The organism is Hydrogenophaga sp. UC242_50, assembly GCF_042697355.1.
GTDB lineage: Bacteria > Pseudomonadota > Gammaproteobacteria > Burkholderiales > Burkholderiaceae_C > Hydrogenophaga.
In genome coordinates, this window is the sequence record NZ_CP170553.1 from 1,492,961 (window position 1) to 1,512,701 (window position 19,741).

At 65.7% G+C, this 19,741-nt stretch carries 23 protein-coding genes and 4 pseudogenes; 24 read left to right on the top strand and 3 right to left on the bottom strand.

The window, feature by feature from the left end:
• Positions 1-10: 10 nt before the first annotated feature.
• Entirely contained in the window at positions 11-883 is an 873-nt protein-coding gene (ubiA, locus tag ACFJGX_RS07665) for a 4-hydroxybenzoate octaprenyltransferase (protein WP_382322116.1), read from the top strand.
• A gap of 274 nt (positions 884-1,157) precedes the next feature.
• Here ubiA and proC read toward each other — a convergent pair.
• The 3 genes and pseudogenes from proC to ACFJGX_RS07680 form a co-directional block, all read right to left on the bottom strand.
• A pseudogene (gene proC, locus ACFJGX_RS07670) lies at positions 1,158-1,987 on the bottom strand (pyrroline-5-carboxylate reductase).
• A gap of 22 nt (positions 1,988-2,009) precedes the next feature.
• On the bottom strand, positions 2,010-3,503 hold the full coding sequence (gene glpK / locus ACFJGX_RS07675) for a glycerol kinase GlpK (RefSeq protein WP_382328149.1): 1,494 nt from the start codon (positions 3,501-3,503) through the stop codon (positions 2,010-2,012).
• Positions 3,504-3,529: 26 nt separating this feature from the next.
• The gene (locus ACFJGX_RS07680) at positions 3,530-4,312 is read right to left on the bottom strand and encodes a DeoR/GlpR family DNA-binding transcription regulator (RefSeq protein ID WP_382153716.1); all 783 of its coding nucleotides are present in this window, start codon (positions 4,310-4,312) and stop codon (positions 3,530-3,532) included.
• Between the two features lie 165 nt (positions 4,313-4,477).
• On the opposite strand from ACFJGX_RS07680, the gene ACFJGX_RS07685 reads away from it, so the two are divergent.
• The 23 genes and pseudogenes from ACFJGX_RS07685 to rpsD all read left to right on the top strand — a co-directional run bounded on the left by ACFJGX_RS07685 (position 4,478) and on the right by rpsD (position 19,700).
• Positions 4,478-5,554: an ABC transporter ATP-binding protein gene (locus ACFJGX_RS07685; protein WP_382328151.1), complete on the top strand. Its 1,077-nt coding sequence runs from the start codon at positions 4,478-4,480 to the stop codon at positions 5,552-5,554.
• Positions 5,554-6,630, top strand: coding sequence for an ABC transporter ATP-binding protein (locus tag ACFJGX_RS07690; protein WP_382322112.1), 1,077 nt, complete (start codon positions 5,554-5,556; stop codon positions 6,628-6,630). The genes ACFJGX_RS07685 and ACFJGX_RS07690 overlap by 1 nt, the downstream gene beginning before the upstream one ends.
• Positions 6,627-7,520, top strand: coding sequence for a carbohydrate ABC transporter permease (locus tag ACFJGX_RS07695; RefSeq protein WP_382153722.1), 894 nt, complete (start codon positions 6,627-6,629; stop codon positions 7,518-7,520). Before ACFJGX_RS07690 ends, ACFJGX_RS07695 begins: the two co-directional genes overlap by 4 nt.
• Positions 7,513-8,325 (top strand): carbohydrate ABC transporter permease, encoded by an 813-nt coding sequence (locus ACFJGX_RS07700; RefSeq protein WP_382322111.1) that lies wholly within the window; start codon positions 7,513-7,515, stop codon positions 8,323-8,325. The genes ACFJGX_RS07695 and ACFJGX_RS07700 overlap by 8 nt, the downstream gene beginning before the upstream one ends.
• 11 nt (positions 8,326-8,336) lie before the next feature.
• Positions 8,337-8,645, top strand: a complete 309-nt coding sequence (locus ACFJGX_RS07705) for a DUF2160 domain-containing protein (RefSeq protein ID WP_382322110.1) — start codon at positions 8,337-8,339, stop codon at positions 8,643-8,645.
• 92 nt (positions 8,646-8,737) lie between these two features.
• A complete protein-coding gene (locus ACFJGX_RS07710) occupies positions 8,738-10,471 on the top strand; it encodes an ABC transporter substrate-binding protein (protein WP_382153730.1) in 1,734 nt (577 codons plus the stop codon).
• A 68-nt stretch (positions 10,472-10,539) separates the two neighbouring features.
• Positions 10,540-12,156: an FAD-dependent oxidoreductase gene (locus ACFJGX_RS07715; RefSeq protein ID WP_382322109.1), complete on the top strand. Its 1,617-nt coding sequence runs from the start codon at positions 10,540-10,542 to the stop codon at positions 12,154-12,156.
• A 150-nt stretch (positions 12,157-12,306) separates the two neighbouring features.
• On the top strand, positions 12,307-12,675 hold the full coding sequence (rplN, locus tag ACFJGX_RS07720) for a 50S ribosomal protein L14 (protein ID WP_009514936.1): 369 nt from the start codon (positions 12,307-12,309) through the stop codon (positions 12,673-12,675).
• Between the two features lie 9 nt (positions 12,676-12,684).
• A complete protein-coding gene (rplX, locus tag ACFJGX_RS07725) occupies positions 12,685-13,005 on the top strand; it encodes a 50S ribosomal protein L24 (RefSeq protein ID WP_066267894.1) in 321 nt (106 codons plus the stop codon).
• Between the two features lie 2 nt (positions 13,006-13,007).
• Positions 13,008-13,547, top strand: coding sequence for a 50S ribosomal protein L5 (gene rplE / locus ACFJGX_RS07730; RefSeq protein WP_297396180.1), 540 nt, complete (start codon positions 13,008-13,010; stop codon positions 13,545-13,547).
• 8 nt (positions 13,548-13,555) lie between these two features.
• Positions 13,556-13,861 (top strand): 30S ribosomal protein S14, encoded by a 306-nt coding sequence (gene rpsN, locus ACFJGX_RS07735; RefSeq protein ID WP_382153736.1) that lies wholly within the window; start codon positions 13,556-13,558, stop codon positions 13,859-13,861.
• A gap of 18 nt (positions 13,862-13,879) precedes the next feature.
• A pseudogene (gene rpsH, locus ACFJGX_RS07740) lies at positions 13,880-14,276 on the top strand (30S ribosomal protein S8).
• 22 nt (positions 14,277-14,298) lie between these two features.
• Positions 14,299-14,832 (top strand): 50S ribosomal protein L6, encoded by a 534-nt coding sequence (rplF, locus tag ACFJGX_RS07745; RefSeq protein ID WP_382325751.1) that lies wholly within the window; start codon positions 14,299-14,301, stop codon positions 14,830-14,832.
• An 11-nt stretch (positions 14,833-14,843) separates the two neighbouring features.
• Complete coding sequence (gene rplR, locus ACFJGX_RS07750; protein ID WP_382153742.1) at positions 14,844-15,209, top strand: 50S ribosomal protein L18; 366 nt, start codon at positions 14,844-14,846, stop codon at positions 15,207-15,209.
• An 18-nt stretch (positions 15,210-15,227) separates the two neighbouring features.
• Positions 15,228-15,746 carry a 30S ribosomal protein S5 gene (gene rpsE / locus ACFJGX_RS07755; protein WP_159589444.1) on the top strand — a complete coding sequence of 173 codons (519 nt, stop codon included), beginning with the start codon at positions 15,228-15,230 and terminating at the stop codon, positions 15,744-15,746.
• 11 nt (positions 15,747-15,757) lie between these two features.
• Positions 15,758-15,940 carry a 50S ribosomal protein L30 gene (rpmD, locus tag ACFJGX_RS07760; RefSeq protein WP_159589446.1) on the top strand — a complete coding sequence of 61 codons (183 nt, stop codon included), beginning with the start codon at positions 15,758-15,760 and terminating at the stop codon, positions 15,938-15,940.
• A 14-nt stretch (positions 15,941-15,954) separates the two neighbouring features.
• A pseudogene (rplO, locus tag ACFJGX_RS07765) lies at positions 15,955-16,388 on the top strand (50S ribosomal protein L15).
• Between the two features lie 23 nt (positions 16,389-16,411).
• A complete protein-coding gene (secY, locus tag ACFJGX_RS07770; RefSeq protein ID WP_297396159.1) occupies positions 16,412-17,725 on the top strand; it encodes a preprotein translocase subunit SecY in 1,314 nt (437 codons plus the stop codon).
• Between the two features lie 9 nt (positions 17,726-17,734).
• Positions 17,735-17,953: a translation initiation factor IF-1 gene (gene infA, locus ACFJGX_RS07775; protein WP_086118896.1), complete on the top strand. Its 219-nt coding sequence runs from the start codon at positions 17,735-17,737 to the stop codon at positions 17,951-17,953.
• Between the two features lie 43 nt (positions 17,954-17,996).
• Positions 17,997-18,110 (top strand): 50S ribosomal protein L36, encoded by a 114-nt coding sequence (gene rpmJ / locus ACFJGX_RS07780; protein ID WP_009514917.1) that lies wholly within the window; start codon positions 17,997-17,999, stop codon positions 18,108-18,110.
• A 23-nt stretch (positions 18,111-18,133) separates the two neighbouring features.
• Positions 18,134-18,499, top strand: coding sequence for a 30S ribosomal protein S13 (gene rpsM / locus ACFJGX_RS07785; protein WP_137917294.1), 366 nt, complete (start codon positions 18,134-18,136; stop codon positions 18,497-18,499).
• Between the two features lie 18 nt (positions 18,500-18,517).
• A pseudogene (gene rpsK, locus ACFJGX_RS07790) lies at positions 18,518-18,923 on the top strand (30S ribosomal protein S11).
• 153 nt (positions 18,924-19,076) lie between these two features.
• Complete coding sequence (gene rpsD / locus ACFJGX_RS07795; protein ID WP_297396134.1) at positions 19,077-19,700, top strand: 30S ribosomal protein S4; 624 nt, start codon at positions 19,077-19,079, stop codon at positions 19,698-19,700.
• The last annotated feature ends 41 nt before the right edge of the window (positions 19,701-19,741 follow it).

Consider the following 19,741-nt stretch of genomic DNA (forward strand, 5'->3'; position numbering starts at 1 on the left):
TTCGCCTGCCATGGTTGCCGCCACCTCGCCCGCGCCGTCGCGCCTGTCGCTGTACCTCGACCTGATCCGCTGGAACCGGCCCGCGGGCTGGCTGCTGCTGCTCTGGCCTTCGCTGGCCGCGCTGTGGGTGGCCGCGGGCGGTTTCCCGGGCTGGCACCTGCTGGCGGTGTTCGTGCTGGGCACCATCCTCATGCGCAGTGCGGGCTGCTGTGTGAACGACGTGGCCGACCGCGACTTCGACAAGCACGTCAAGCGCACCGCGCAGCGCCCGGTCACCTCGGGCAAGGTCTCGACGCGTGAGGCGCTTGCGGTGGGCGCGGTGCTGGCGCTGGCGGCCTTCGGGCTGGTGCTCACGACCAACACGCTCACGGTGCTGATGTCGTTCGCCGCGCTGGCGATCACGTTGATCTACCCCTATGCCAAGCGCTATGTGTCCATGCCGCAGGCGGTGCTGGGTGTGGCTTTCAGCTTCGGCGTGCCGATGGCGTTCGCGGCGGTGCAGTCGCAGGTGCCGCTGCTGGCCTGGGTGCTGATGGTGGGCAACCTGTTCTGGGTGCTGGCCTACGACACCGAGTACGCGATGGTGGACCGCGACGACGACCTGCGCATCGGCATGAAGACCTCGGCGATCACGCTGGGCCGGGCGGACGTGCCCGCTGTCACGGGTTTCTACCTGATGTTCCTGGCGATCTGGACGGCCGCGCTCTGGGCGGTGGTGAATCCCTGGGTCTGGGGCGCCATGCTGGTGGTGGCGCTGGCCCAGGTGGTCTGGCACTTCACCTTGATCAAGGAGCGCACGCGCGAGGGCTGCTTCAAGGCCTTCCGGCTCAACCACTGGCTGGGCTTCACGGTGTTCGTGGGGGTGGTGCTCGGGTTGCTTTGAGTTTCGATCGTTGGACCTCGCGTGCCGGTGGGCGTGATGTGCTCTGCTCCGCGGCTGTCCCCCGGCGGCTGGTGCCGCCTCCTCCTTTACGCCGCTGCGCAGAACACATCACACCCACCGGCGCAGGAGCGGCTTTCTCGTTTGTGACACCCGCTCGCGGATGCGGCGTGCTCTGCGCAGCGGCGTAAAGGGGGAGGCCGGCGCAGCCGGCCGGAGGACAGCCGCGGAGCAGAGTGCGCCGCGTCCGCGAGCAGCGAGAGAAACAACGTAGCGTTTACTTCCCGAACTCGCGACCAAGCTCCTCGGCGCGTGTCTGTGCCGCGAACAGCGCCTCCTCGAACTTCGTCTTCACGCCGGCGGCATCCAGAGACGTGAGCGCGGCGTAGGTCGTGCCCCCCTTCGACGTCACGCGCTCGCGCAGCGTCTGCGGCGGGTCGTCCGAGCGCTGGGCCAGCGTGGCCGCGCCGACGAAGGTGCCCACCGCGAGCTGGTAGGCCACCTCGGGCGGCAGGCCCATGCGGGCACCCGCGTCGCGCATGGCTTCGAGGAAATAGAACACGTAGGCCGGACCCGAGCCCGAGAGCGCGGTCACGGCGTCCAGCTGGGCCTCCTCGGCCACCCACACCAGGTCGCCAGTGGTCTTCACCACGGCCTCCACCAGCGCGCGGTCGGCGTCGCTGGCGCCCGCGCGGGCGAACAGGCCGGTCATGCCCAGACCGACCAGGGCCGGGGTGTTGGGCATGGCGCGCACGATGCGCTGCGTCTGCAACCAGCCGGCCATGCTCTCGCTGGTGATGCCGGCGGCCACGCTCAGGTGCAACGCCTCCTTCAGGTGCGGCGCGCTGGCCAGCGCGGCTTCCTTGAAGGTCTGCGGCTTCACGGCCCAGACCACCAGGCCCGAGGGCTGGAGCGCGGGGCCGGCCGCCGGCAGCACGCTGACGCCGGGAAACTGCTGCGCCAGCTTCGCGCGCTGTTCGTCCCAAGGCTCGACGATCTGCAAGGCGCTGGCGGGATGGCCCTGGCGGACCAGGCCGCCGACGATGGCGCTGGCATGTTGCCGCCGCCGATGAAGGTGATGGTGGGGTGGGTGGAGGTGTTGCTCATCGCGCCATTGTCGCGCGTCGCATCAGGGCGCGACGGTCTGGCGCACGGCGTGTTCCCACTGCGCCATCTTCTCGGCCGCGCGCTCGCGCGAGAGCGTGGGGTGGAAGGTGCGTTCGGCGCGCCATTGTTTCGAGAGTTCGTCCAGCCCACCGTAGATGCCGCTGTGCAGGCCGGCCAGGTAGGCCGCGCCGAGCGCGGTGGTTTCGATCACCGCCGGCCGCACCACCGGAATGCCTAGCAGGTCGGCCTGGATCTGCATCAGCAAATTGTTCGCGCAGGCGCCTCCGTCCACGCGCAGTTCGCTCACCGGCACACCGCCGGCGGCCAGCGCGTCGCGGCTCATGGCGTCGAGCAGGGCCGCGCTCTGGAAGGCGATGCTCTCCAGCGCGGCGCGCGCGATGTGGGCCATGGTGGTGCCGCGCGTGAGGCCGGTGATGCTGCCGCGCGCCTCGGGTTGCCAGTAGGGCGCGCCCAGGCCGGTGAAGGCGGGCACCAGCACCACGCCGCCCGCGTCGGGCACGCTCTCGGCGAGCGACTGCACTTCGCTGCTGGAGGGGATCGCCTTCAGGCCGTCGCGCAGCCACTGCACCACGGCGCCGCCGATGAACACGCTGCCCTCCAGCGCGTACTGCTGTGGCCCGGGTGGTTGGGCGGTGGCGGTGGTGATGAGACCGTTCTCGCTGACCTGGAAACGTTCGCCGGTGTGCATCAGCATGAAGCAGCCGGTGCCGTAGGTGTTCTTGGCCATGCCGGCGGTGAAGCAGGCCTGGCCGAAGAGCGCGCTCTGCTGGTCGCCGGCCACGCCGCCGATCTCCAGCGGCGCGCCCAGCCACTCGGCCTTCATGCGGCCGAAGTGCGCGCTGGAGGGCAGGGCCTCGGGCATCAGGCGCTTCGGGATGTCGAGCAGGGCCAGCAGCTCGTCGTCCCACTCGCGCGTATGCACGTTGAAGAGCATGGTGCGCGAGGCATTGCTCACGTCGGTCACGTGGCGTTCGCCGCCGGTGAGCTGCCAGATCAGCCAGCTGTCCACGGTGCCGAAGGCGAGCTCGCCGCGCTCGGCCTGCTCGCGCGCCCCGGGCACGTGGTCCAGGATCCACTTGAGCTTGGTGCCGGAGAAGTAGGCGTCGATGCGCAGGCCGGTCTTCTGCAGCACGGTGTCGCTCGCGCCGCGCTCGCGCAATTCGGCGCAGGTGTTCTCGGCGCGACGGTCCTGCCAGACGATGGCGTTGTACACCGGCTCGCCGGTCTGGCGGTTCCACACCAGTGTGGTCTCGCGCTGGTTGGTGATGCCCACGGCCTGGATCTGGTCGGCGCGCAGCTTCGCCTGCTTCAAGGCCTCGCGCGCGGTCTCCAGCTGCGTCTGCCAGAGGTCGCGCGGGTCGTGCTCCACCCAGCCCGGCTGCGGGTAGATCTGGCGGAACTCGCGCTGCGCCATGGTGACCACGCGGCCCTGGCGGTCGAACACGATGCTGCGCGAGCTGGAGGTGCCCTGGTCGAGGGCGAGCAGGTAGGTCATGGCGTCTTCCGGGAGAACAGTGTTGGTCAGGCGTTGTCGGTGCCGATGCCGGCGCGCACGCACTCGACGTTGGCCTGGGCGAGCAGCTCGTCGAACGGTGGCGGCGGCGCCACGTCGGTGAAGACCACGTCGATGTCGTCCAGCCGCGCGAGCTCGACCATGGCGGGGCGGTTGAACTTGCTGTGGTCGGCGGCCAGCCAGACCTCGCGCGACTGCTCGACGATGGCGCGCGCCACCTTCACTTCGCGGTAGTCGAAGTCGCGCAGCGTGCCGTCGGCCTCGATGCCGCTGATGCCGATCAAGCCGATGTCGACCCGGAACTGGCGCATGAAGTCCACCGTGGCCTCGCCCACGATGCCCTGATCGGCGCCGCGCACCAGGCCGCCGGCCACGATCACCTCGCAGTCGGGGTTGGTGCTCATGAGCGAGGCGATGTGCAGGTTGTTGGTGATCACGCGCAACCCCCGGTGGTGCTGCAGCTCGCGCGCCACGGCCTCGATGGTGGTGCCGATGTTCATGATCAGCGAGCAGCCGTTGGGCACGCGCCGGGCCACGGCGCGGGCGATGCGCGTCTTGGCGTCCGCCTGCATGGCCTGGCGCTGGCGGTAGGCGATGTTCTCGGTGGTCGAACCCGGTTGCCGCACCCCGCCGTGAAAACGCGACAGCAGGCCGGCCTCGGCCAGGCGCTGCACGTCGCGGCGCACGGTCTGCAGCGTGACGCCGAAGCGCTCGGCCAGGGCTTCGATGGTCTGGGGACCGTGGGCGCGCACTTCGTCGAGCAGCTGGGTGTGGCGGGGGTTGAGGTTCATCGGGGCGGGCGGTCGTGGGTGAAAAGGCCACCCGAACATAACGGAATTCTTTTGGGCCCTCCTCAGGGTAAGTACCGAATAAAAAGGAACATAAACGAACAACATAATCGGCAAAACGAATCGCCACCTGCTTTCGGGTGTGCGCTTTTTCACACTGGGACTCGAATGCAGCTGTCACTGGAGCACGTGGGCAAGACCGTCGGGCCAACGGCCCACCTCTATCCCCTGAGCCTGAACCTGGCCCCGCGGGAGGTGACGGTGTTGCTGGGCGCGACCCAGGCCGGCAAGACCAGCCTGATGCGCGTGATGGCCGGGCTGGACACGGCCACCATCGGCCGGGTGCTGGCCGACGGGGTGGACGTGACGCGGGTGCCGGTGCGCCAGCGCAACGTGGCCATGGTCTACCAGCAGTTCGTCAACTACCCCTCCATGACAGTGGCGCAGAACATCGCCTCGCCCATGCGCCTGCGCGGCGAGCGCGGCGTGGACCAGCGCGTGCGCGAGCTGGCCGCGCGCCTGCACATCGAACCCTTCCTCGACCGCCTGCCGGCCGAGCTCTCGGGCGGCCAGCAGCAGCGCGTGGCGCTGGCGCGGGCCCTGCGCAAGCAGGCGCCGCTGATGCTGTTCGACGAACCCCTGGTGAACCTGGACTACAAGCTGCGCGAGGAACTGCGCGAGGAGCTCACCCACCTGTTCGCCACCAGCGACTCCACCGTGGTCTACGCCACCACCGAGCCGGGCGAGGCCCTGCTGCTCGGGGGCCACACGGCGGTGATGGACGCGGGTGAGCTGCTGCAGTACGGCCCCACGGCCGAGGTGTTTCATGCGCCCAGGAGCATTCGCGTGGCGCGCGCCTTCAGCGACCCGCCGATGAACCTGATGGCCGCCGAGGCGGTCGCGGGCGGTGTGCGCGTGGCCGGTGGCGAGGTCTGGCCCCTGGCCTTGCCGGCCGACGCGCCCGCGCGGCTCACGCTCGGCCTGCGCGCCGGTGGCCTGCGGGTGGTGCAGCGGCCCGGCGACGTGGCGGTGCCCGGGCGCGTGGAGCTGGCCGAGATCGCGGGGTCGGACACGTTTGTGCACGTGCACACGGCCGTGGGCGAGCTGGTGGCCCAGCTCACCGGCGTGCATGACTGCCCGCTGGGCGATCCCATCACGCTGTACCTGCGGCCCGATCAGCTGTTCGTCTTCGATGCCGAGGGCCCGCTGGTGCAGGCCCCGGCGCGCGCGGGGAGGGCGGGCTGATGGCACGCATCGAACTCGACCTGGCGCACGCCTACCGGCCCCATCCCAAGGCGGACGAGGATTACGCGCTGCTGCCGCTGCAGATGACTTTCGAGGACGGCGGCGCCTACGCGCTGCTCGGCCCCTCCGGTTGTGGCAAGACCACCATGCTCAACATCATCTCGGGCCTGCTCGCGCCGTCGCAAGGCACGGTGCGCTTCAACGGCGTGGACGTGACGCGCCAGAGCCCGCAGCAACGCAACATCGCCCAGGTGTTCCAGTTCCCGGTGATCTACGACACCATGACCGTGGCGCAGAACCTCGCGTTCCCCTTGCGCAACCGCAAGGTGCCCGAGCCCGAGATCAAAGACCGCGTGGGCCGCATCGCGGAGATGCTGGAGATGAGCCACCAACTCGACCAGCGCGCGGCCGGCCTGTCCGCCGACCAGAAGCAGAAGATCTCGCTGGGCCGGGGCCTGGTGCGCTCGGACGTGTCGGCCGTGCTGTTCGACGAGCCGTTGACCGTGATCGACCCGCACCTGAAATGGCAGCTGCGGCGCAAGCTCAAGCAGATCCATCACGAACTCAAGCTCACGCTGATCTACGTGACGCACGACCAGGTGGAGGCGCTGACCTTCGCCGACGAGGTGGTGGTGATGACGCGCGGTCGGGCGGTGCAGGTGGGCGCGGCGGCGGCGCTGTTCGAGCGGCCGGCGCACACCTTCGTGGGCCACTTCATCGGCTCGCCCGGCATGAACTTCCTGCCCGCGACCAGCGTGCGCGGCGGTGTGGTGGTGCTGGAGCACCCGCTGGCGCTCACCAACGGCCAGGTGCTGCCCGAAGGGCCGGTCAAGCTTGGCATCCGCCCCGAGTACCTGGCGATCGGCCAAGCGGGCGAGCCCGACACGCTGCCCGCGACGGTGACGCGCGTGCAGGACATCGGCACCTACGTGATGGTGACCTGCGAGGCGGGCGAACACCGCCTCAAGTGCCGGCTGGCGCCCGAAGCCAGCGCGCCCGGGGTGGGCGAGACCGTGCACCTGCGCGTGCTCGGGCGGCATACCTGCTTTTACAAGGACGAGGTGCTGGTGGCATGAGCAATACAACCAAACCCGTGAACCAGAAGGCCTGGTGGCTGGTGCTGCCGGTGATCCTCTGCGTGGCCTTCTCGGCCGTGCTGCCGCTGATGACGGTGGTGAACTACTCGGTGCAGGACGTGCTTTCGCCCGACCGCCGCGTGTTCGTGGGCACCGAATGGTTCGCCGCCGTGATGCGCGATGAAGAGCTGCACCTGGCGCTGTGGCGGCAGATCCAGTTCTCGCTGGCGGTGCTGCTGGTGGAGATCCCGCTGGGCATCGCGCTGGCGCTGTCCATGCCGGCGCAGGGCTGGAAGTCCTCGGCCGTGCTGGTGCTGGTGGCGCTGTCGCTGCTGATCCCGTGGAACGTGGTCGGCACCATCTGGCAGATCTTCGGCCGCGCCGACATCGGCCTCATGGGCTACTTCCTGCAGTGGGCCGGCATGGACTACAGCTACACCGGCAACCCGGTGCACGCCTGGTGGACGGTGCTGATCATGGACGTGTGGCACTGGACACCGCTGGTCGCGCTGCTGGCCTTCGCGGGCCTGCGCAGCATCCCCGACGCCTACTACCAGGCCGCCAGCATCGACGGCGCGAGCAAGTGGGCCGTGTTCCGCTACATCCAGCTGCCCAAGATGCGCGGCGTGCTGATGATCGCGGTGCTGCTGCGCTTCATGGACAGCTTCATGATCTACACCGAGCCCTTCGTGCTCACCGGCGGCGGCCCCGGCAACGCCACCACCTTCCTCTCGCAGTACCTCACCACCAAGGCGGTCGGCCAGTTCGACCTCGGCCCGGCGGCGGCGTTCTCGCTGATCTATTTCCTCATCATCCTGCTGTTCTGCTTCGTGCTCTACAACTGGATGCAGAGCCTGGGCACGTCGGAGAAGGAGCAGGGTCATGGATAAGCGCCGTTTCAGGAAGAGGACGCTCTTCCTCATCGCCTACCTGGTCTTCGCGCTCCTGCCCATCTACTGGATGGTCAACATGAGCTTCAAGACCAACCAGGAAATCCTCTCGTCCTTCACCCTGTGGCCGGCCGAGTTCACCTGGGCCAACTACCGGACCATCTTCACCGACCCGTCCTGGTACTCGGGCTACATCAACAGCCTGATCTACGTCGGCATCAACACCGTGATCTCGCTCACCGTGGCGCTGCCGGCGGCCTACGCGTTCTCGCGCTACCGCTTCCTGGGCGACAAGCACGTGTTCTTCTGGCTGCTCACCAACCGCATGACGCCGCCGGCCGTGTTCCTGCTGCCCTTCTTCCAGCTCTACACCACGCTGGGCCTGATGGACACGCACATCGCCGTGGCGATGGCGCACCTGCTGTTCAACGTGCCGCTGGCGGTGTGGATCCTGGAAGGCTTCATGAGCGGCATCCCGCGCGAGATCGACGAGACGGCCTACATCGACGGCTACAGCTTCCCGCGCTTCTTCTTCACCATCTTCCTGCCGCTGATCAAGGCCGGCGTGGGGGTGGCGGCGTTCTTCTGCTTCATGTTCAGCTGGGTCGAGCTGCTGCTGGCGCGCACGCTCACCAGCGTGAACGCCAAGCCCATCGTGGCGACGATGACGCGCACCGTGAGCGCCAGCGGCATGGACTGGGCCACGCTGGCCGCGGCCGGCGTGCTCACCATCGTGCCGGGCGCCATCGTCATCTGGTTTGTGCGGCACTACATCGCGAAGGGCTTCGCGATGGGCCGCGTCTGAGGAGCTTCACCATGTTTCAGTGGATGGTCTGGACCACACCCGTGGCCGTGTTCTTCACCTGCATCGCGCTCATGCTCGCCGGCATGACGCTGTGGGAAGTCAAGGCGCCCACCGTCGAGCGCAAGGGCTTCCTGCCCATGGTCACCTCGCGCGGCGACCGCCTGTTCATCGGCCTGCTCGGCGCGGCCTACATCAACCTGGCCTTCATCGGCCTGGCGGGCTGGTTCGCCCAGTGGTTCTCGCTGGAGCAGGAGCCCAGCATCTGGATCGCCTTCGTGCTCTCCATGGGCTGGCTGCTGCTGGTGATGCGCAAGGGCTGAGCGAGCCGGTTTTCTTTGTGGATTCGGCCCAATGCTTCCCCGGGGCCGAGATCTCTCACACACCGGGGAAGCACACCGCTAGAGGAGACGACATGAAATTGCGACACACCACCCTGGCCCTGGCCGCGTTGCTGGCCATGGGTGCCTTGCCCGCGTGGGCCGACGAGGCCGCCGCCAAGAAGTGGATCGACAGCGAGTTCCAGCCCTCCACCCTCACCAAGGCCCAGCAGGCGGCCGAGATGAAGTGGTTCATCGACGCGGCCGCCAAGCTCAAGGCCAAAGGCGTGAAAGAGATTTCGGTGGTGTCCGAGACCATCACCACGCACGAGTACGAGAGCAAGACGCTGGCCAAGGCCTTCGCCGAGATCACCGGCATCACCGTCAAGCACGACCTGATCCAGGAAGGCGACGTGGTCGAGAAGCTGCAGACCTCCATGCAGTCGGGCAAATCGATCTACGACGGCTGGATCAGCGACTCCGACCTGATCGGCACGCACTACCGCTACGGCAAGATGATGAACCTGACCGACTACATGGCCGGCAAGGGCAAGGAGTACACCAACCCCGGCCTGGACATCAAGGACTTCATCGGCACCAGCTTCACCACCGCGCCCGACAAGAAGCTCTACCAGCTGCCCGACCAGCAGTTCGCCAACCTCTACTGGTTCCGCGCCGACCTGTTCGCGCGCCAGGACCTGAAGGACAAGTTCAAGGCCAAGTACGGCTACGACCTGGGTGTGCCGCTGAACTGGAGCGCCTACGAAGACATCGCCGAGTTCTTCACCAACGACGTCAAGACCATCGACGGCAAGCCGATCTACGGCCACATGGACTACGGCAAGAAGGACCCGTCGCTGGGCTGGCGCTTCACCGACGCCTGGCTGTCCATGGCCGGCACCGCCGACATCGGCATCCCCAACGGCAAGCCGGTGGACGAATGGGGCATCCGCGCCTCGGCCGATGGCTGCAACCCGCAGGGCGCGAGCGTCTCGCGCGGTGGCGCCACCAACTCGCCGGCCGCTGTTTACGCCCTCACCAAGTACATCGACTGGATGAAGAAGTACGCGCCCAAGGAAGCCACCGGCATGACCTTCGGCGAAGCCGGGCCGGTGCCCGCGCAGGGCCAGATCGCGCAACAGATCTTCTGGTACACCGCCTTCACCGCCGACATGACCAAGCCCGGCCTGCCGGTGGTGAATGCCGACGGCACGCCCAAGTGGCGCATGGCGCCCGGCCCGAACGGCCCCTACTGGAAGCAGGGCATGCAGAACGGCTACCAGGACGTGGGCTCCTGGTCGTTCTTCAACGGCCACGACGAGAACAAGACCGCGGCGGCCTGGCTGTACGCGCAGTTCGTGACCGCCAAGACCACCTCGCTGAAGAAGACCATCGTGGGCCTGACCCCGATCCGCGAGAGCGACATCCAGAGCAAGGCCATGACCGACCTCGCGCCCAAGCTGGGCGGCCTGGTCGAGTTCTACCGCAGCCCGGCCCGCGTGGCCTGGACGCCCACCGGCACCAACGTGCCCGACTACCCCAAGCTCGCGCAGCTCTGGTGGCAGAACGTGGCCCAGGCCGTGACCGGCGAGAAGACGCCCCAGGCCGCGATGGACAACCTGGCCGAGCAGATGGACCAGGTCATGAGCCGCCTGGAGCGCGCCGGCATGGAGCGCTGCGCGCCCAAGCTCAACCCCAAGGGCGATCCCAACAAGTACCTGAGCGACAAGGCCGCGCCCTGGAAGAAGCTGGCCAATGAAAAGCCCAAGGGAGAGACCATCGCCTACGACCAGCTGCTCAACGCATGGAAGAATGGCAAGGTCCGCTGATGTGATGCATCGGCTTTTGTAGCAACCGTCCTCCGTGCCGCCTGGTGCGGAGGACCATTCACTCTCCCATGAAACGCGCAGAACTGCTTGAATCGCTGTCCCGCCATGGCGTGTACGACCTGGCCGTGATCGGTGGCGGGGCCACGGGCCTGGGGGTGGCGCTCGATGCGGCGCTGCGCGGTTTCTCCGTGGTGCTGCTGGAGTCGCACGACTTCGCGGGTGGCACCTCCTCGCGATCCACCAAGCTGCTGCACGGTGGTGTGCGTTACCTCGCGCAGGGCAACCTGGCCCTGGTGCGCGAAGCCCTGGCCGAGCGCGCCACGGTGCTGCGCATCGCGCCGCACCTGGCGCAGCCGTTGCCCTTTGTCATGCCGTCCTACCGCTGGTGGCAGACGCCTTTTTACGGCCTCGGCCTCAAGCTGTACGACCTGCTGGCCGGCGGCGCGGGCCTGGGGCGCACCGAATTCCTCAACCGGGAACAGGCGCTGCAGGCCCTGCCTGGCGTCAAGCCCAGCGGCCTGCGGGGTGGCGTGAAGTACTGGGACGGCCAGTTCGACGACGCCCGTCTGGCGCTCGCGCTGGCGCGCAGCGCCGAAGCCGCGGGCGCCCGTGTGCTGAACTACGCCGAGGTCACGGCGGTGCGCCAGGTCCAGGGCGCCGATCAGCCGATGTCGGTGCTGGACGTGACCGACCGGCGCGGCGGTGCCACTTTCCCGTTGCAGGCCCGCTGCGTGGTCAACGCCACGGGTGTCTGGGTCGACGCTCTGCGTGACCGCACCCAGCCGGCGGTGAACCAGGGCGGGGCGCCCTCGCACATGGTCAGTCCCAGCCAGGGCGTGCATGTGGTGGTGGACCGCGACTTCCTGCCCGGCGGCCACGCCCTGCTGGTGCCCAAGACCCGCGATGGCCGGGTGCTGTTCGCCGTGCCCTGGCTGGGCAAGCTGGTGCTGGGCACGACCGACACCCCCCGCCGCGACCTGCCGCGCGAACCGGACGCCTTCGCCGAAGAACTGGAATTCATCCTCAGCGAAGCCAGCCAGGCGCTGAGCCGGCCGGTGCGCCGCGCGGACATCCGAAGCCTCTGGGTCGGCCTGCGGCCCCTGGTGGCGGCGCCCGAGGCGGCCGCGGGCGGCACCAAGGTGTTGTCGCGCGAACACACCATCGTGGTGGATGCCAATGGCCTGGTCACCGTCACCGGCGGCAAATGGACCACCTACCGCGCCATGGCCGAGGACGTGCTGGAGCGCTGCTTCGCCAGCCGCCTGCTGCCGCACCGCGCCGGTGGTCAGAGCGCCGGCCACGTGCTGCTGGGCGCCGGGGCCACCGCCAGCCCGGTCACGCCGCTGTATGCGCCACCCGGTCTTCACTTATATGGGACCGAAGCCCCGCAGGTGGGGGCCTGCCCGGGGCAGGCGAACCTGCTGGGTGCCGGATTGACCGAGGCCATGGTGCGCTATGCCGCCCGCTTCGAGTACGCCCAGACCGTGGAGGATGTGCTGGCCCGGCGCTGGCGCGTCCTGTTCCTGGATGCCGCCGAGGCCGCCCGCCTGGCGCCCGCCGTGGCGGCGATCCTGGCCGAAGAGCTGTCCGGCGACCCGGAACTGGCGGCTTTCCAGGCCCTGTGCGCCCGGTATCTGCCGGTTTCTGCATCCCCAGTTGACGCGCCGGCCGCATCCATGCCATAATTCGCGGCTTCGCTTGAAAAGGCGAAGAGCTATCTGCCCACCGAAGGGGGTGAGCCGGGTGCAATGCCCGGCAAGCCTTCAACGACGGGCCCAAGACTGATCACTCCCGGCCGTGGTGGCGGGGGGGATTCAAGTTGGGACTTAAATCAAATGATTCAAACGCAATCTCGACTCGATGTTGCTGACAACACGGGCGCGAAGTCCGTGATGTGCATCAAGGTGCTCGGCGGCTCCAAGCGTCGTTACGCCAGTGTGGGCGACGTCATCAAAGTCAGCATCAAGGAAGCAGCGCCCCGTGGCCGCGTCAAAAAAGGCGAGGTTTACAACGCTGTGGTGGTCCGCACCGCCAAGGGCATCCGTCGTCAGGACGGCGCCCTGATCAAATTCGACGGCAACGCAGCAGTGTTGCTCAACGCCAAGCTGGAGCCCATCGGCACCCGCATCTTCGGACCGGTCACGCGCGAACTGCGCACCGAGAAGTTCATGAAGATCGTGTCGCTGGCGCCCGAGGTTCTCTGAGGACTCATCATGAACAAGATTCGTAGTGGCGATGAAGTCATCGTGATTGCCGGTCGCGACAAGGGCAAGCGCGGCAAGGTGCTGCAGCGCAGCGACGACAGCCGCCTGGTTGTCGAAGGCGTGAACCTCGTCAAGAAGCATGCCAAGCCGAACCCCATGAAGGGCATCACCGGCGGCATCATCGAAAAGACCATGCCCATCCACCAGTCCAACGTCGCCATCTTCAATGGCGCCACCGGCAAGGCGGATCGCGTGGGCATCAAGCTCCTGGCCGACGGCAAGAAAGTGCGCGTCTTCAAGTCCAGCGGCGAAGAAATCAAGGTGGCATGACCATGGCACGTTTGCAAGAAGTTTTCCGCGACACCATCGCCCCGGACCTCATGAAGAAGTTCGGCTACAAGTCGACGATGGAAGTGCCGCGCATCACCAAGATCACGCTCAACATGGGTGTGAGCGAGGCCGTGGCCGACAAGAAGGTCATGGACAACGCCGTCGGCGACCTGACCAAGATCGCTGGCCAGAAGCCGGTCGTGACCAAGGCCCGCAAGGCCATCGCGGGTTTCAAGATCCGTGAACAGCAGGCCATTGGCTGCATGGTCACCCTGCGTGGCGCGCGCATGTACGAATTCCTGGACCGTTTCGTCACCGTGGCGCTGCCCCGCGTGCGCGACTTCCGTGGCATCTCCGGCCGTTCGTTCGACGGCCGCGGCAACTACAACGTCGGCGTCAAGGAACAGATCATTTTCCCTGAGATCGAGTACGACAAGGTCGATGCCTTGCGCGGTCTCAACATCAGCATCACGACGACCGCCAAGAACGACGAAGAGTGCAAGGCTCTTCTGGCCGGTTTCCGTTTCCCGTTCAAGAACTGAGGTGGCGCGTGGCTAAACAAGCACTACTCCAACGTGAACTCAAGCGCGAGAAGCTCGCCGCCAAGTTCGCCAAGAAATACACCGAACTCAAGGCGACGTCCAACGACGCCAAGAAGAGCGAAGAAGAACGCGATGCAGCCCGCCTGGCGCTGCAGAAGCTGCCCCGCAACGCGAACCCGACCCGTCAGCGCAACCGCTGCGAGATCACCGGTCGTCCGCGTGGCACCTTCGCCCACTTCGGCCTGGCCCGTGCCAAGGTCCGTGAAATGGCGTTTGCCGGTGAAATCCCCGGCATCACCAAAGCCAGCTGGTAAGCATTAGGAGAACCACAAATGAGCATGAGTGATCCTATTGCTGACATGTTGACCCGCATCCGCAACGCACAGATGGTCGAGAAGGCCGTTGTGACGATGCCGGCTTCCAAGGTCAAGGCCGCGATCGCCCAGGTCCTGAAGGACGAGGGTTACATCGACGGGTTCCAGGTCAAGAGCACCGACGGCAAGAACGAACTTGAGATCGCTCTCAAGTACTACGCCGGTCGTCCCGTGATCGAGCGCATCGAGCGCGTGAGCCGTCCCGGCCTGCGCGTCTACCGTGGCCGCAACGCCATCCCCCAGGTTCAGAACGGTCTGGGCGTGGCCGATCGTCACCACGCCGCAAGGCGTGATGACCGACCGCAAGGCACGCGCTACCGGTGTCGGTGGCGAAGTCCTGTGTTACGTCGCCTGATGCGGGCATTGAGGAGAAATTAATGTCACGTATTGGAAAACTGCCGGTCACCGTCCCAGCCGGGGTGGAAGTCGCCGTCAAGGACAACCAGATCAATGTCAAGGGTGCCCTGGGTGCCCTGGCGCTGACGCTGAACACGCTGGTCAAGGTTGAGAACAAGGCCGGCACGCTGACCTTCGTCCCCGTGGACGAATCGCGCGAAGCCAATGCCATGTCCGGCACCATGCGCCAGCTGGTCAACAACATGGTCAATGGTGTGAGCAAGGGCTTCGAGAAGAAGCTGACGCTGCTGGGCGTGGGCTACAAGGCCCAGGCACAGGGTGCCAAGCTCAACCTGACGGTTGGCTACTCCCACCCCGTGGTGATGGACATGCCCGCCGGCATCAAGGTGGAAACCCCGACGCCGACCGAAATCCTGATCAAGGGTTCCGACCGCCAGCGCGTGGGCCAGATCGCTTCCGAGGTGCGAGCCGTTCGCCCCCCCGAGCCTTACAAGGGCAAGGGCATCCGTTATGCGGATGAAAAGGTCGTGATCAAGGAAACCAAGAAGAAATAAGGACCAGGATCATGTTGACCAAAAAAGAGCAACGTCTCCGCCGCGCCCGCCAAACGCGCATCCGCATTGCGCAACAAGGCGCCGTGCGCCTGAGCGTGAACCGCACCAACCTGCACATCTACGCCAGCGTCATCTCCGACGACGGCGGCCGCGTGCTGGCTGCTGCATCGACCGCCGAAGCCGAAGTGCGTGCCCAGATCGGTGGCGCTGGCAAGGGTGGCAACACCGCTGCCGCTGCCTTGGTGGGCAAGCGCATCGCCGAAAAGGCGAAGGCCGCCGGCATCGAGAAGGTGGCGTTTGACCGTTCCGGTTTTGCTTACCACGGCCGGGTGAAAGCCCTGGCAGACGCGGCTCGTGAAGCCGGTCTGCAGTTCTGATCAAACGGAATACACAAAATGGCTAAATTTACGGCAAACATCAACAAAGAAGCGAACGAAGACGGTCTGCGCGAGAAGATGATCGCGATCAACCGCGTGACCAAGGTGGTCAAGGGCGGTCGCATTCTCGGTTTCGCAGCGCTGACCGTGGTCGGTGATGGCGATGGCCGCGTGGGCATGGGCAAGGGCAAGGCGCGTGAAGTGCCGGTGGCCGTGCAGAAGGCCATGGAACAGGCCCGTCGCAACATGATCAAGGTGTCGCTCAAGAACGGCTCGCTGCACCACAGCGTGCACGGCGAGCACGGCGCTTCCAACGTCATGATGCTGCCGGCTTCCAAGGGTACCGGCATCATCGCTGGCGGCCCGATGCGCGCGGTGTTCGAAGTGTTGGGCATCACCGATGTCGTGGCCAAGAGCCATGGCTCGAGCAACCCCTACAACCTGGTGCGCGCCACGCTGGACGCACTGAAGAATTCGACGACCCCTGCCGACGTGGCTGCCAAGCGTGGCAAGTCCGTCGAAGAGATCCTGGGTTGATTGGAGCGATCATGACCACTCAAAACACCGTCAAGGTTCAACTGGTGCGCAGCCCCATTGGAACCAAGCAATCCCACCGCGACACCGTCCGTGGCCTGGGCCTGCGCAAGCTCAACAGCGTCAGCGAGCTGCAGGACACGCCCGCCGTGCGCGGCATGATCAACAAGATCAGCTACCTGGTCAAAATCGTCTGATCGGAGTCACTGACATGCAACTCAATACCATCAAGCCTTCCGAAGGCGCCAAGCATGCCAAGCGCCGTGTCGGCCGCGGCATCGGTTCGGGCCTGGGCAAAACGGCAGGTCGTGGCCAGAGGGCCAGAAGTCCCGTTCGGGTGGCTACCACAAGGTCGGTTTCGAAGGCGGTCAGATGCCGCTGCAGCGCCGTCTGCCCAAGCGCGGCTTCAAGTCGGCGCAACTGCAGTTCAACGCTGAAGTCACGCTGGCCGACCTCAACGCCCTCGACGTGAGCGAGGTCGATGTGCTCGTGCTCAAGCAGGCTGGCCTGGTGCCTCACCTGGCCAAGCGCGTCAAGGTGATCAAGACCGGCGAGATCACGCGTGCCGTGACCCTCAAGGACATCGCCGCGACCGCGGGTGCCAAGCAGGCCATCGAAGCCGCTGGCGGCTCCCTGGCGGCCTGATCGGACTCGAACGGAAGATTCCTGTGGCAACTGGATCCACGTCCCTGGCCAAAACCGGAAAGTTCGGCGACCTGCGTCGCCGGCTGGTGTTCCTGTTGCTGGCGCTGGTGGTCTACCGCATCGGTGCACACATTCCTGTGCCCGGCATCGACCCCGCGCAACTGGCGCAATTGTTCCAGGGGCAGCAGGGCGGCATTCTGAGCCTGTTCAACATGTTCTCGGGCGGTGCGCTCTCGCGCTTCACCGTGTTCGCGTTGGGGATCATGCCGTACATCTCGGCCTCGATCATCATGCAGCTCATGACCTACGTGGTGCCCACGTTCGAGCAGCTGAAGAAAGAGGGCGAGGCCGGACGCCGCAAGATCACGCAGTACACGCGCTACGGCACGCTGGCCCTGGCGATTTTCCAAGCCATGGGCATTGCCCTGGCCCTGGAAGGTTCGCCTGGTCTGGTGATCGATCCTGGCATGGGCTTCCGCCTGACGGCCGTGGTCAGCCTGGTGGCCGGCACCATGTTCCTGATGTGGCTGGGTGAGCAGATCACCGAGCGCGGTCTGGGCAACGGCATCTCGATCCTGATCTTCGCGGGTATCGCGGCCGGTTTGCCGAGCGCCATTGGTGGTCTGCTGGAGCTGGTGCGCACCGGTGCCATGAACATCCTGGTGTCGATCTTCATCATCGCGCTGGTGATCCTGGTCACCTACTTCGTGGTGTTCGTGGAACGCGGCCAGCGCAAGATCCTGGTGAACTACGCACGCCGTCAGGTGGGCAACAAGGTGTACGGAGGCCAGTCCTCGCACCTGCCGCTCAAGCTGAACATGGCTGGCGTGATTCCGCCGATCTTCGCGTCGTCCATCATCCTGCTGCCCACCACGGTGGTGAGCTGGGTGAGCACCGGTGACTCGACCCGCTGGTTGCGCGACATCGCGGCGGCGCTGTCACCCGGTCAACCGATCTACGTGGCGCTGTACGCCGCGGCCATCGTTTTCTTCTGCTTCTTCTACACCGCACTGGTGTTCAACAGCCGCGAGACGGCCGACAACCTGAAGAAGAGTGGCGCGTTCATTCCAGGCATCCGCCCGGGTGACCAGACCGCCCGCTACATCGACAAAATTTTGTTGAGGCTGACACTGGCTGGCGCTGTGTACATCACCGCCGTGTGTCTGCTGCCCGAGTTCCTGATCCTGAAGTACAACGTGCCGTTCTATTTCGGCGGCACCTCCCTGTTGATCATCGTGGTGGTCACCATGGACTTCATGGCCCAGGTTCAGAATTACATGATGTCGCAGCAATACGAATCGCTGCTCAAGAAGGCCAGTTTCAAAACCTCCCCTTGAACTTCGCTTATGGCCAAGGACGATGTGATCGAGATGCAGGGTGAGGTGATTGAAAACCTCCCCAACGCGACCTTCAGGGTCAAGCTCGAAAACGGTCATGTGGTGCTGGGGCATATCAGCGGCAAGATGCGGATGCATTACATCCGGATCCTGCCGGGGGACAAGGTCAAGGTAGAGCTCACGCCCTACGACCTCACCCGAGCGCGAATCGTGTTCCGCTCGAAGTGAATGGTCAGTTGTTGAATGTTTTAGGAATATCTAGGAGAAGACTATGAGAGTTTCGGCTTCGGTCAAGAAAATGTGCCGCAACTGTAAGATCATCAAACGGCATGGCGTCGTGCGAGTCATTTGCACCGATCCGCGTCACAAGCAGCGTCAAGGCTGACCGGTTAGTTAAGAGGACCCAACATGGCTCGTATTGCAGGCATCAACATTCCGCCGCACAAGCACGCCGAAATCGGCTTGACGGCAATCTTCGGCATTGGCCGCACCCGCGCTCGCAAGATCTGCGAAGCCTGCGGCATCGACTACGCCAAGAAGATCAAGGATCTGAGCGACGCGGAACTCGAAAAAGTGCGCGACCAGGTCGGTACGTTCACGATCGAGGGTGACCTGCGTCGTGAAACCACGATGAACATCAAGCGTTTGATGGACATCGGTTGCTACCGTGGCTTCCGCCACCGCCGTGGTCTGCCGCTGCGTGGTCAGCGCACCAAGACCAACGCCCGTACGCGCAAGGGTCCCCGCAAGGCCGCCCAGTCGCTGAAAAAATAAACGGTTAGAAGGACCCTCATGGCCAAGTCTCCCTCCAGCAGCGCATCCGCCCGCGTTCGCAAGAAAGTCCGCAAGAACGTTGCCGACGGCATTGCACACGTGCACGCCTCGTTCAACAACACGATCATCACCATCACCGACCGCCAGGGCAACGCACTGTCCTGGGCTTCGTCGGGGTCGCCAGGGCTTCAAGGGCTCGCGCAAATCCACGCCTTTCGCTGCCCAGGTGGCTTCGGAAGTGGCTGGCCGCGCCGCCATTGAACAAGGCATCAAGAACCTGGACGTCGAGATCAAGGGCCCCGGCCCTGGCCGCGAATCCTCGGTGCGCGCCCTCGGCGCCCTGGGCATCCGCATCAACTCGATCTCCGACGTGACCCCGGTGCCGCACAACGGCTGCCGCCCGCAGAAGCGCCGCCGCATCTGAGGCACGACCGCGCTGATCGCGGTATAATTGAAGGCTTTTTTCGAGCGCCACCGCAGTCGCCTGCGGTGGCATTTTTGCTAAGCCCACCGCCATCTCCCCTGAGGGATGGCTCCCGCAACAACCGGTTGCGGCAGTGAAACCAAGGAAACCAACGTGGCACGTTACCTCGGCCCCAAGGCCAAACTTTCCCGCCGTGAAGGCGCCGACCTGTTGCTCAAGAGCGCCCGCCGCTCGATCAGCGACAAGGCCAAGTTCGACTCCAAGCCCGGCCAGCACGGCCGCACCTCGGGCCAGCGCACCTCCGATTTCGGCGTGCAGCTGCGCGAGAAGCAGAAGGTCAAGCGCACCTATGGCGTGCTGGAGCGCCAGTTCCGCCGCTACTTCGCCGAAGCCGATCGCCGCCGTGGCAACACCGGCGCGAACCTGTTGTTCCTGCTCGAAGCGCGCCTGGACAACGTGGTGTTCCGCATGGGCTTTGCCTCCACCCGCGCCGAAGCCCGCCAGATCGTGTCGCACAAGGCGATCACGGTGAACGGCCAGTCGGTCAACATCCCGTCGTACTCGGTGAAGGCCGGTGACGTGATCGCGGTGCGCGAGAAGTCGAAGAAACAAGGCCGCGTCATCGAAGCCCTCGAGTTGGCCAAGCAGATTGGCTTCCCGGCTTGGGTCGATGTGTCGACCGACAAGGTCGAAGGCGTGTTCAAGAAGTCGCCCGACCGCGATGAGTTCGGCTCTGACATCAACGAATCGCTGATCGTCGAACTGTATTCCCGTTAATTCCGTTCCCGGCCGGCATCCTCGTGGTGCGGTCGGGCCAT